The following is a 12,439-nucleotide window of genomic DNA, read 5'->3' as shown; positions in this document are numbered from 1 at the left end:
TGGCGTGTTCCTGGTCCTGGTGATGCTAACCGTAACGGCGTGTCAGCCTATCCAACCCCAGGTCCAACCCCAAGCTCAGCCCCAAGCCCCATCCCAAGCTCCACCTCAGGAGCGATATCAGGTGCGTTTTGGGGTGGACAGCTTCATCCTGGGGGCGCAGATCGACGTCGCAGTGGCAAAAGGGTTCTTCGAAAAACACGGTGTGGACGCAGAGCTACAGACTTTCTCCTTTGGGGTAGACACTGTGGATGCCGTGCTTGCGGACCGGACGCATTTCGGCGTGGTGATCGACTTCGCTGGGCTGACGCGCGCCCCGGCAGATCAGTTCCGCATTGTTGCCGTGATTATGGAGCCCGAGCCGGGCTTCCACAAACTGGCCGTGCGGGGTGACATCAAGGGGCCTGAGGATTTGCGTGGCAAGCGCTTAGGCGTCGCCCGAAGCACGGTTCAGGAATACATTACCAGCCGCTATCTGGAGATCAACGGCGTCCCGCCCGAGAGCGCTGAGATGGTCGAATTCACCAGCCTTTTCGAGATCGTGGCCGCATTGCGCTCGGGGCAGATCGATGCCGCCTGGATCTGGGCAGATGGGCCCAAGCAGCTCGCTGATGTAGAGGAAATCACGATCCTCACGGATGATTCAGCAGCCAAGCATCAGACGCTCGGTTACATCGTCGTGGACAAGGACTTCCTGCAGGACAATCCGGAAGCGGTGGAGGCCTCCCTCGCCGCCCTCGTTGAGGCCACCGATTGGCTTGTCGAGAACATGGAAGAGGGTGCTGAGATCGTCGCTAAGAGGACGGGAGCGGCGGCAGAAGACATATTGCCGGTGATGAAGATCGAGAATTACCAAATGACCCTGCAGAAGCGCCAGGTGGAGATGCTCAAGAGCCTGGCCGAGTTTATGGTGGAGCGCAACGTCGTTGACAAACCCATCGATGTGGACAAGCTCGTCGATCCCGACCCCTTGCGCAAAGTCGCTCCGGACCGCGTGGATCTCTAGGCCAGCGCCCTCGAGGCACCCGGAGCAGGGGATCGACCCTGGCCGAACCGAGCCACGCGGGACGCTTCCGGCAAGATGTTTCGTTGACGCCGAGGGTAGGCTCGCCCGATGGCCGGCGCGAGCCTACCTTGATGTGCTAACTTCGCTCATCTTCCGATCCGCATCATCCCTTTTAGGTGTGGCGGTCTTTGGAAACGGACTGGATTGCCCATGGCATGCTTTCGCAGATGAGTCCACTCGCTTGTAGGAGGTTTAGGTGGCCAAACGGCGCGTGAGGAGAGTCATACTCGTTGGGATCGACGGCGCTATGCTATCCCTGGCCTTGCGGTTCATAGACCAAGGCCTAATGCCGCATTTGAAGCGGCATATGGAGCGGGGTGTAGTTGCTGAGGCCTTGCCTTCGATTCCTGCGGATACCCCCACAAATTGGACTACCATCGCCAGCGGGGCGGAGCCGGCCACTCACGGCATCTTCAGCTTCACCTCCCATCTCCCTGGCGAGCCGATGATGGCCGGCGAGCATGACCCTCTTCGCAATAAGCAAGCCACCAGCTCTCAGGCGGAGCTTATCTGGACAACTGCTGCACGCCAAGGCCTCTCTTCCGCTGTTCTTAACTATCCCACAGGATGGCCATCGTTGCATGAACAGCAGATCGTGCTGGGCGGTGTAACGCCGGGCGGAGAACCATGGCGTGTGTCGAAGTCTCGGGTTTTCGCCACCGGAGAGCCTGTTCACACAAAGCTTACCCTTCCCACCGCTCAGATATCCTACGTGAGCCTCAGCCCGAAGCCAAAGCCGGATGGTCTGCTCTGGGATGAGATCACCATTGGCGATAGCTCGGCGGGCTTCCAGGAGCGGCTGCATGTGATGATTCGGCGAGACGCGGGGGGGAGCTATGGCTCATTGGACGTTCTCCGGGATGGGGAAAGGCTCTGTACGCTCCGGCCTGGAGAGTGGAGCCCTTGGTTAAAAGCAGGGCCTTTTGGGGACCAAGTAGTATATCGTCTTAAACTCGTCCATCTCTCCTCCGATGCCCGGCATTTGGAGTTATACTGCACCGACGTTGTGCGCGCCAGCGGCTGGAGCTACCCGGAGGAGCTGGCCTCTGAACTTTTCGCCAAGGTCGGTCCCTATGTGGAAGGCTTTGAATGCCCCTATGTCCCGGTAGACCAGGAGCTACGTTCCTATGGGCCGGCCAACGTGAGCTACGAGATCATCCTCGAACAAGCAGGATATCAGGTCCAATGGCTGACCCGGGCGGCGGAGCATGTGGCATCCACGCGAGGGTTCGATCTTCTCTTCCTTCACTTCCACCTGATCGATCTGATAAATCATACGCTGCTCGGGTACCTGGATGAGGATGTCCCGTACAGCACCCCCAAGCTCAGGAAGGATGCCTGGGACTTCTACGCCCAAGCGTACCGTGTCGTCGATGAGTTGGTGGGCAACATGATTTCCGCTTTCGACGACGGTGAAACCACCATCGCGGTCCTCTCCGATCATGGCGCCCTACCATGCTGGCGGTATGTTTCCATCGTAGAGGCTCTTCGCGCGGCGCAACTGGTGCAGTATGACTGGGACGCGGAAGCAGGCACCTATCGAATTAACATAAATCGATCGCTCGCTGTTCCTTACCTTGACCCTCAGCACATTTGGGTCAATCTAGAGGGGCGAGAGCCGGAGGGGATCGTCCCCCGAAGGGATTATGAGGCTGTTCGACAGAGGATCATCGACGCGCTGTACGCGATCCGCGATCCAGAGACGGGCGATCCCGTGATCCAGCTGGCCTGTCGGCGGGAGGATCTATGCCTGAGCGGGGCTTCGGCTGAGCGAGTAGGGGATGTGGTGTTCTTCCTGCGACCAGGCTACAGTACATGGGACGGAATGATAGACTCTCTTCGGAGCGCGCGATTGCGGCCAGAACGGGTGGGGGCTGGCATCGTGATGCCGCTCGAGTTGGTCGTCGGGCATCACACACCGTATCTTCCTACAGCGCGATACAAGACGTATGAGAATAGCTCCATGAGCTTCTGGGGAGGGGCGGGGATACGCTCGGGATATCGCCGCAGTTACCCCCATCGCCTGACAGATGTTGCTCCAACCTTTGCCCATCTGCTGGGAATTAGCGGCCCTGTCCATGCAGAGGGTGGCGTACTCTGGGATTTCCTGGGGGATTAAGTGAGACGATGACGGAAAGAACGGGTCTCGCCGATTCAAGCCCTAACGCTGAAGGCGTGGAATTGGTGGGCGTCGGAAAGGTCTACGAGGACAGCCATCCCCAGGCCACTTGGGTGATCAAGAATGTGACGCTCTCCATTCGGCCGCAGGAGTTCTTTGTGCTCGTCGGCCCAAGTGGCTGTGGCAAGAGCACAATCCTCAAGATCATCGCGGGGATCCTATCTCCCACTGATGGCGAAGTCCGCACCACTCTATCTGGGCCCGTCAGAGGCCCCAGCCGTGAGCGGGGTATGATCTTCCAATCCCTGGAAACCCCTTTATTCGATTGGCTGAATGTGCATCAAAATGTGGAATTTGGCCTTCGTTTCCTGCCGTTCAGCCGCGAGGAACGCAAGGAACGGGTGGCTCGTCATATTCGGATGGTGGGACTCCAGGGACACGAACATAAATATCCTTCTCAGCTTTCGGGGGGCATGAAACAGCGGGTGCAGATCGCACGCGCCTTGGCGGTTGATCCTCGTATTCTTCTGATGGACGAGCCCTTTGCCGCTTTAGACGCTCAAGCCCGACGTTTTCTACAACAAGAGCTGGTAGATATCTGGCAGGAGACTGGGAAGACCTTCATCTATGTCACGCATGACATCCGGGAAGCGGTGCTCCTTGGCCAACGGGTGGCGGTCATGACCGCTCCTCCCGAATCGACGATCCGAGACATTTTTGAGATCGAACTACCTTACCCGCGGGATGAACTCGATCCTGCTCTGATCGAGGTTGCGCGAGAGATTCAAAAAGCCATCGAGGAGGAAGTATTGGTGCTATGGCACCGCCAGTGAGACGACATGCCCTAATCGCATCTGGAGGCGTGGGTGCCTTCATTATCCTTTGGCAACTCACGGCCATGTATCTCGTGGACCCTTTTTTCCTGCCCACGCCAACTTCCGTCCTGATCGGAGCGGTCAACCTGCTGAGCCAGGGAACGCTCATCAGCTACGTTGCAGTGAGCCTTTTACGTATCTTCGTCGGATGGGCTCTAGGCAGCTTGCTTGCAATCCCCATAGGACTGTTCATCGGAATATCACCGCTGTTTAGGGCCCTCGTTGATCCCTTTATCCACTTCTTCCGCTTCATTCCGGCCATTGCCTTTCTTACTCTGTTCATGGTATGGTTTGGTGTAGGGGAGACGTCCAAGATACTGCTCATCATGTATGCTACCGGCTTCATCGTGACCATCAATACGGCTACGGGTGTGACGTCTATCCCGCAGGAGAAGCTGGACGCCGGTCGAGTGCTTGGCGCGAACCCCAGACAGCTCTTCTTCCACGTAACCGTTCCTGCGTCCATACCCTTCATTTTCGTGGGCATGCGGCTTGCACTTGCCTCGTCCTTTCTCGTCATCGTGGCGGCGGAGATGCTCGCTGCCAACTCTGGCCTTGGATATCTCATCTGGACCTCTCGCCTGTTCTTCCGCATTGACTGGATGTTCACCGGCATCGTCGCGATCGGCATCCTTGGCTTCCTGAGCGACCGCCTGTGGCGCTGGATCGGCCGACATTTCCTCTATCGATATCTGCGAGAGATCACACGGTATTAGAGCGTGTCTGAAAATTTACCAGCAGGGTGTCTCAGGGGGCTCCCTCAACCACCAACTCCACGGGGGGGAGGAGGGGATCGTCCCTCCACGGAGAACCCCACTTTTCCGGCCTGCACGCCTGCACCTGCCTTTCTCGGCCCTTTCCGAAGGGCCCAGGCCGAGGCCAGGCAGGTTGAAGGCAGAAGAAGGGCTTTTTCCGGAGGGGCTTTGCCCTTCCGGGCCTCCCCGCGGCAGAAGCAACGGCATTTCTCAGACACACTTTTAGGTGAGCCTCCTTTCATCCGCAGAATTCCTTTGTCGCTTATCTGAAGGTGGCCTCCTTCTCTCGTGTTGGTGAGCCCATAAGGGGCCATTTTGTGAGCAGTGCTGCATGGATAGCACCTCCTGAGGGCCTTTTCCCAGACGGGGGATTAGCTGTCGCCGCCTACCCGTGGGCAGGGACGATTCATGAATCGCCCTGCCCCGGCAACTTGTGGGTAATCACTATTGAACATCTGTTGACATCTTCTTCTATATTTGATATAGTGATAAGTGCGATGTTCCGTAACGTTGCTTGGGCAAGAGGTTCGTGAAAGCTGCCAATCATCCCTCTTCGTAGCCTGTCCTCCAAGCCCTCGCAATCGTGTGGTTTGGTTTCGCCCTGCGTCCGCAGTCGGGAATCCTTCCGCAAGTGGTGGGTAGTGAGTGGGAGGAGGCCCCCATCTTTGGTGTAGGGCCCATTTTCCCCGCCTGGTTCGTTTTCAATCGGACATTCGACGTATACATTCGGCGATGATCTCCACGCGGGAGTCGATTGCCTCTTCCGAACGATGGCCGCGTGTCTGGCCAAGCGGCGGGCGGCGGCCTCTGAGGGTGCTCCCGTGACGCGCGTGGCAACTTCCTCCGTTTTTGTCCCGCTCCTGGCGAGTGGGATTCGGTTTGGGTATCCGCCGGAGCTGACGAGGGTCGGCTCCCAGATTCGTTGAGGAGGGAGAAAATGAGCAAGAGGAACGTGTTCCAGTCCCGTGTTTCCCGCCGAGAGATGCTGAGATGGATGGGAATCGGGGTCGCCAGCACGGCGGTTCTGAGCGCCTGCGCCCCCCCGGCCGCTCAGCCCCCCGCCGAGGCGCCTGCGGAGGAGGAGAAACCGGCTCCTGCCGAAGAGCGCGTGAAAATGACCGTGCTCCATCGCCGGGAATACTTCAAGGAGATGGAGACCCTCTTCGAGGAAGCGGTCATGAACTGGGCGAAGGAGAACAACATCGATATGGAGGTCTCCACCGTCGGCGCTGAGGCGTTCCAGGACTTCGTCGCTAAGATGGTAGCCGCTGTGGAGGCGGGCAATCCCCCTGACCTCGTCTACCACATTCGGCTGGTGCAGCAGCTCTACTTCATGAACGCCCTGGAGCCGGTGAGCGACGCGGTGGCGGAGGCCGAGAAGATGTACGGTGAGGCCCCGTACCTGCAGCGCCTTCTGAACTTCATCGACGGCGATTGGTGGGGCATCCCCTACATGGTCCATGGTGGCGGCCAGTTCGCCCGCAAGGACGTCTTCGAGGCGAACGGCATCGATCCCGACAGCATGGAGACGTACGACCAGCGCCGGGAGGGATGCTTGGCGGTGTCCAAGCCCGAGGAGGAGATGTATGGCTGGGGCCTCACGGTCAACCGCAGCGGTGATGGCAGCGGCTTCGTCTCCGCGGTGATCCATAACTGGGGTGGCCATATCACCGACAAGGAGATGACGAAGCTGACCTTCAACTCGCCGGAGACCGTGGCCGCCGTGGAGTGGATGACGGAGATCTACACGGCTGACAAGTGGGCTCCCATGTTGCCGCCTGGCATCATGAGCTGGACGGACTCCAGCAACAACGAGGCCTACCTGGCCGGGAACATCGCCTATACCCACAACGCGGCCAGCGTGTACGCCAAGGCCAAGGCCGACAAGAACCCGGTCTTTGAGAAGACCGTGGTGCTCAAGGAGGCCATCGGCCCGTTGGGCAAGCGGCTGTCTGGTTCCAGCGGTGGCCAGTTCAACATCCCCAAGGGGGCCAAGCACATCGACCTGGCCAAGGAGCTGGCGCTCTACATGATCCGGCCGGACATCTTCCTGCCCATCTCCCTCATCTCCGCCGGGCTCTTCCTCCCCTCCTACAAGGGATACTATGAGATGGAGGAGGTCAAGAAGGCCTTCGCGGAGGATCCCAACCTGGCGCGCATGGGCGAGTCGGCGTTGGGCGACTATCCGGGCCTCTCCTGGCCGGCCGATCCCAGCCCCTTCTTCGACGCTATCGCGGCGCAGACGATCCTGACCGACATGATGGCGCAGACGATCACCCAGGGGGTGAGCCCTGCCGACGCGGTCAAGCAGGCGGAGGATCGGATGGCCCAGATCGCCGAGGAGATGCAGGTCTTCAAGTAAGCACGTCGGGGTGTCCTGGGAGGCCTGGCCGCATGGTCGGGCCTCCCATCTCTTGGATGGGCAACCGGCCCTGGTGCTCATCGGCGGAGGATGCGCTCGCGGTGGGAGCGGCGCGTTGACGACGCATGGTCGCGTGCGCTCTTTCCGGAGATGGGCGGTTCTTGATGGGGGAGGTTTATGACAGGGAGAGTTGAGACACTACCACCGTCCGGGCTTTCTCACCGGCTGGATGTCCGATTGCGGCGCGTGTTGGGCCGCGACTGGCGTATCGCGTTGCCGTTTCTCGCACCGATCGTGATCCTGTTGCTGACCTTCATCGCCTGGCCATTCCTCCGTGCCGTCTACATCAGCATGACCGCTCGCTCGGTGGGGCGGGAGGTTCGCTTCGTCGGCCTTGAGAACTACGTCCGGCTCTGGAAGGATCCGTTCTTCCGGCAGGCAGTGCACAATACCTTCGTCTTCACCGGGGGGGCCATCTTTCTGAAGTTCGTGGCGGGCCTGTGTGCGGCCCTGCTGCTCAACGCCCAGCAGCGCTTCCGGAACGTCTTGACCGGAATGGTCCTGCTGCCGTGGGTGATCCCCTCCGTCGTACAGGCCTTATCCTGGAAATCCATTTACGATCCGCTTTTCGGCGGCTTGAACCCGATCTTCCAGATGTTGGGGCTCATCGACAAGCCCCTCTCGTGGCTGGCCGATCCGAAGCTGGCCATGCCGTGTGTGATCCTGGTGAACGTCTGGGCTGGCATTCCCTTCTTCACGGTGAACTTTCTGGCCGGGCTCCAGGCCATCGACAGGGAGCTATATGAGGCGGCGGAGGTGGACGGGGCGAACGCCTGGGATCGATTCGTGAATATCACGCTCCCCGGCCTGCGGTACGTGATCGCGGTGACGACGCTGCTTTCCACGATCTGGACGTTCAATAACTTCGAGACCATCTATCTGCTGACCAGCGGCGGGCCTGGCGGCGCCACCCGGGTCTATTCGATCATGGCGTATGAGCTGGCCATTCGCGGCCTGCGGTTCGGCCCTGGCACGGCCGTTGCGTTCAGCTTGACCCCCGTGTTGGCCTTTTTGATCCTGCTTCTGTCCCGCTATATGCGGCGCGATGTGGCCGCGGAGGAGTTGGGGATCACCTGGCAGGATCGCGTGATCGACTCGATCGGGTGGTTGATCGGGACGATCGGGCGGATCGTGGCCCTGCCGATTGCCCTGGCCGTGCGGGGCATCAGCGCGTTGGCGCGGGTCTGGGGCGCTGGCACGCAGCCGCGCAGCCTCAGGCAGACGCGACGGTGGGGGGCGGTGGGCAGGGGCATCGCGATGGTGCTGCTGCTCACTTTCATCCTCTTCCCCTTCTATTGGATCGTCATCACGGCGTTCAAAACGGAGCTGCAGATCGGGCAGCGTACGAGCATTTTCTGGCCGCGGCCCTGGTCCACGGAGCAGTTCCAGCGGCTGTTCTATGAGGAGCCGTTCCTGGTGTGGTTTAAGAACTCCGTGATCGTCACGCTGAGCACGACGGTGCTGTCCGTCACCTTCTCCGGGTTGGGGGCCTATGCCCTGGCCCGGCTGCGCTTCCGCGGCGCGGAGGCGATGACGACGATCCTGCTGATCACCTATCTGCTGCCGGGCGCGCTGATGTTCATCCCCCTGTATAAGATCCTGACCGAATTGCACCTGATCAATACGCTGCAGGCGTTGATCGCCACGTATCCCACCTTCATGATGCCGTTCGCCACCTGGCTGTTGATGGGGTACTACCGCTCCATCCCGGAGGATTTGGAGCACGCGGCCATGGTGGATGGCGCCACGCGGCTGCAGGCATTCATCCGGGTGACGCTTCCCCTGACGGCGCCGGCGCTTCTGGCCGTGACGCTGTTCTCCTTCACCTCGGCGTGGAAGGAGTTCCTCTTCGCCTTCGTCTTTATCACCAGCGAGCGGCTGATGACGTTGCCCGTGGGCATGGCCCAGGCCATCTATGGCGACATCTATCCGTGGGGCATGTTGATGGCGGCCTCGTTGCTCATCTCGCTGCCGGTGGTCATCTTCTACATCTACGGCCAGCGCTTCATGATCGCCGGTTTGACGGCCGGCAGCGTCAAGGGATAAGTCCCCGACGGATCCCCACACTGAGCGCCGGCGTCACGGGCGAAAGGCCAATCGCACCGCAGACAAGCCGGACCCTGTATCCCGATCCGGGGATTGAGGCGACTGAACAGCCCCCCGGGGTCTCGATGGCTCCGGGGGGCGACCGGTCCCCGCTCCGATCGGGAGGCCGGGGTGACCCTCGGCGTCCGGGTTTGTTGCCCGCCCGAATCAGGCCGGGAAAGGGCATGCAAGGCGGGAAAAGGGTATTTGGGCGGAGGGAGGTCTCTCCGCATCTCCTCTGTGGGCTTGCGACGAGCCTGGCGAAATCCCCCCCATTTTGGATACGCCGCCTCACTTTCTTAATGCTTGTGCGCGCGTATTGCGCGTGCTATAATTGCGTTGTGATGGCCACGATTTGTGATGGTGGGAGGTGGCCTTTACACGTAACAACATTGTCCCCGTTTGAATCAGAGGTGGCGGCCGCTTACTCCGCTAGTCTTGTCCTCTTTGGGGCTCCGGCGATCATATCGTCGACGAGGAATCCTCTGCTATATGAGGTGTGGCGGTCGATTTCTTGGAGAAAAACCTTCCGTTCGATAGTTCCATGACGTAGTCGCAGCAAAGGAGGGTAAAGATGAAAAGCGCTTTGCCTCTTCGTATGGTGCTCATGGCCGCGATTGTGCTGCTCCTGGTGGGACAACCGGCGGCCCAGGCTGGTGTGAAGGGCGCTCCAGCTTTGGCACCGGCTGCTGGCAGCGACGATTTCGACAGCGCCACGGTGATCACCAGCTTACCTTTCACGGATACTATGGATACCACCGGCGCGACCACGGCGGGCGATGATCCCATCCTACCATGCGGCCCTCGCGATCCGGGAGAGAACACGGTCTGGTGGCAGTTCACAGCATCGGCAGACGGCGTCCTGGTCGCTGATACCGAGGGGAGTGACTACGATACCGTCTTGGCGGTTTGGACCGGCACTCGCGGGGCGCTTACCAACGTGGCTTGCGACGACGACAGCGGGACGGGCCTGCTCTCTCGGACGGCTTTTTGGGTGACCTCTGGTACCACTTATTACATCGAGGTTGCCGATTATGGCTCCGGCACCGATGGTGTGCTTATTGCTGCCGCTTCTGACCAGGCGAGGTCGCTGCATGCCAAGGCCCCTCAGTCGATCCAGGCCGGTGGAAACCTGACGCTCCATGTCGACTTTCGCGCGCTGGGTCACCCCATCTCTTTTGGCTCCTGTAACGTGATCGGCCATGTGAGCGGTTACGTCTATTCGGTAGCCGCGGCCGATCTTGACCAAGACGGCCGGCTGGATGTCGTCTCCGGAGATGGGGGAGGTCAGGTGGTGGCGTGGCAGAATGACGGCTCACCCTTTGCGGGTGAGTGGTTCTCCAACACCGTCGGCACCCTCGGTGATTACGTCAGGACGGTGGCTATTGGGGACCTGGATGGAGATGGCCAGCCGGATGTCGTCTCCGTGACGACTATCAGGTGATGGCGTGGCAGAATGATGGCACGCCCTTCGCCGGGGGATGGCTCTCCAACACCGTCGGCAGCCACACGGATTACGTCAGGTCGGTGGCCATCGGGGACCTGGATGGAGATGGCCAGCCGGATGTAGCCTCCAGTGGTGACGACTATCAGGTGATGGCGTGGCAGAATGATGGTGCGCCTTTCGCCGGGGGATGGCTCTCCAACACCGTCGGCACTCTCGGTGATTACGTCAGGACGGTGGCTATTGGGGACCTGGATGGAGATGGCCAGCCGGACGTCGTCTCCGGGGATGACGACTATCAGGTGGTGGCGTGGCAGTGCGCCTTTCGCCGGGGGATGGCTCTCCAACACCGTCGGCACTCTCGGTGATTACGTCAGGACGGTGGCTATTGGGGACCTGGATGGAGATAGCCAGCCGGATGTCGTCTCCGGGGATGACGACTATCAAGTGGTGGCGTGGCAGAATGATGGCACGCCTTTCTCCAGTGGATGGCTTTCCAACACGGTCGGTAGTCGTGGTGACTACATTACATCGGTGGCCATGGGAGATCTGGACGGTGATGGCCAGCCGGATGTCGTCTCCGGGGACGAGGATAATCAGGTCATCGCGTGGCAGAATCCCGGGGCGCCTTTTGGGGATCCCTGGGTGCCTCTTGTCATCTACACGGCGGGCGATTATGTGAGATCCGTGGCGCTGGCTGATCTGGACAACGATGGCGATCTGGACATCATTGCTGGCTCCGATGATCGTTCCGTGATCGTGTGTGAGAACACCAGCGCTACGGAGATAGCGGGGTGGGTCTTCATCGATAGCAATGGGGATGGCATCCGCAACCCCTGGCCGCCGGATAACGAGACCAGCGGTCTATCGGGCGTGATCATTGAGCTGTGGCAGGGCGGCACGCTCGTGGACACGACGCATAGTGTGTTGCCCTCTGGCTGGTATCAGTTTGACGTGGAGCCCGGCGACTACATCGTGCGGGAGCAGCAGCCGGCTGGATATGCCAGCACCAGCCCGGATGAGGTGGCGGTCTCTGTGTCCAGAGGGCTGCACATCGTGAGCTTCGGCGAGCAGGCGTTCACGCCGACGCCCACCGCCACTTCCACGCCTACGGCAACGCCCACACCCACGGTGACACCCACGCCCACGATGACGCCCACGCCCACCGCGACGCCTACGGCGACACCTTCGCCGACGCCCACCGAGGAGCCGCTGCGGACGCTCTATCTGCCACTGATCCTCGCCGAGTGATCGGGATCTAACAATAGGGAAGGGGCCGATCTCGAAAGATCGGCCCCTCTTTTTGTCTGAAAGCGTGTCTGAAAATTTACCGGCAAGATGTCTGAGGGGGCTCCCTCAACGACCAGCTCCACAGGGGGAGGTGTGAAGGGGACCTCCCCTCCACGGAAATCCCGCTTTTCCGGCCTGTGCCTGCCTTTCTCGGCCCTTTCCGAAGGACTCAGGCCGAGGCCAGGCAGGTTGAAGGCAAAAGAAGGGCTTTTTCCGGAGGGGCTCCCCACAGCAGAAACAACGGCGTTTTTCAGACACACTCTGAGGGATGGCGTCACAGGGAAAGGAGGGGTCCTATGAAGTTGATCTATCGGGATAAGGTGTGGGAGTTGAAGGGGGGCATGACCGTACGGGATGCCATCTTGAAGGTCGGCTTGAATCCGGAG

Annotated in this window: 9 protein-coding genes; all 9 read left to right on the top strand. The window is 60.3% G+C overall.

Translation table 11 applies throughout. The features are described 5' to 3' along the window. The first annotated feature begins 121 nt into the window (after positions 1-121). The 9 genes from GXP39_16395 (at position 122) to GXP39_16355 (ending at position 12,014) form a co-directional block, all read left to right on the top strand. On the top strand, positions 122-1,003 hold the full coding sequence (locus GXP39_16395) for an ABC transporter substrate-binding protein (protein NOZ29617.1): 882 nt from the start codon (positions 122-124) through the stop codon (positions 1,001-1,003). 256 nt (positions 1,004-1,259) lie between these two features. Then, complete coding sequence (locus GXP39_16390) at positions 1,260-3,182, top strand: hypothetical protein (GenBank protein NOZ29616.1); 1,923 nt, start codon at positions 1,260-1,262, stop codon at positions 3,180-3,182. A gap of 8 nt (positions 3,183-3,190) precedes the next feature. Beyond that, entirely contained in the window at positions 3,191-4,015 is an 825-nt protein-coding gene (locus GXP39_16385) for an ABC transporter ATP-binding protein (GenBank protein NOZ29615.1), read from the top strand. Next, on the top strand, positions 4,000-4,773 hold the full coding sequence (locus GXP39_16380) for an ABC transporter permease (GenBank protein NOZ29614.1): 774 nt from the start codon (positions 4,000-4,002) through the stop codon (positions 4,771-4,773). The genes GXP39_16385 and GXP39_16380 overlap by 16 nt, the downstream gene beginning before the upstream one ends. A 976-nt stretch (positions 4,774-5,749) precedes the next feature. Continuing rightward, entirely contained in the window at positions 5,750-7,174 is a 1,425-nt protein-coding gene (locus tag GXP39_16375) for an extracellular solute-binding protein (protein ID NOZ29613.1), read from the top strand. 177 nt (positions 7,175-7,351) lie between these two features. Continuing rightward, positions 7,352-9,280: an ABC transporter permease subunit gene (locus tag GXP39_16370; GenBank protein ID NOZ29612.1), complete on the top strand. Its 1,929-nt coding sequence runs from the start codon at positions 7,352-7,354 to the stop codon at positions 9,278-9,280. A gap of 613 nt (positions 9,281-9,893) precedes the next feature. After that, positions 9,894-10,763: a VCBS repeat-containing protein gene (locus GXP39_16365; protein ID NOZ29611.1), complete on the top strand. Its 870-nt coding sequence runs from the start codon at positions 9,894-9,896 to the stop codon at positions 10,761-10,763. Further along, a complete protein-coding gene (locus GXP39_16360; GenBank protein NOZ29610.1) occupies positions 10,763-11,131 on the top strand; it encodes a VCBS repeat-containing protein in 369 nt (122 codons plus the stop codon). Before GXP39_16365 ends, GXP39_16360 begins: the two co-directional genes overlap by 1 nt. 13 nt (positions 11,132-11,144) lie before the next feature. After that, positions 11,145-12,014, top strand: coding sequence for a hypothetical protein (locus GXP39_16355; protein ID NOZ29609.1), 870 nt, complete (start codon positions 11,145-11,147; stop codon positions 12,012-12,014). Positions 12,015-12,439 lie beyond the last annotated feature (425 nt).

This window comes from Chloroflexota bacterium (assembly GCA_013152435.1).
Classification (GTDB): domain Bacteria; phylum Chloroflexota; class Anaerolineae; order DUEN01; family DUEN01; genus DUEN01.
Note: the sequence above shows the minus strand (reverse complement) of the source record. Positions and strands in the feature narration are given on the sequence as shown.

Coding starts and splice junctions, on each gene's coding strand:
- GXP39_16360 (NOZ29610.1), top strand. CDS start 10,763: ATGGCGTGGCAGAATGATGGCACGCCCTTCGCCGGGGGATGGCTCTCC.
- GXP39_16375 (NOZ29613.1), top strand. CDS start 5,750: ATGAGCAAGAGGAACGTGTTCCAGTCCCGTGTTTCCCGCCGAGAGATG.
- GXP39_16370 (NOZ29612.1), top strand. CDS start 7,352: ATGACAGGGAGAGTTGAGACACTACCACCGTCCGGGCTTTCTCACCGG.
- GXP39_16385 (NOZ29615.1), top strand. CDS start 3,191: ATGACGGAAAGAACGGGTCTCGCCGATTCAAGCCCTAACGCTGAAGGC.
- GXP39_16380 (NOZ29614.1), top strand. CDS start 4,000: ATGGCACCGCCAGTGAGACGACATGCCCTAATCGCATCTGGAGGCGTG.
- GXP39_16365 (NOZ29611.1), top strand. CDS start 9,894: ATGAAAAGCGCTTTGCCTCTTCGTATGGTGCTCATGGCCGCGATTGTG.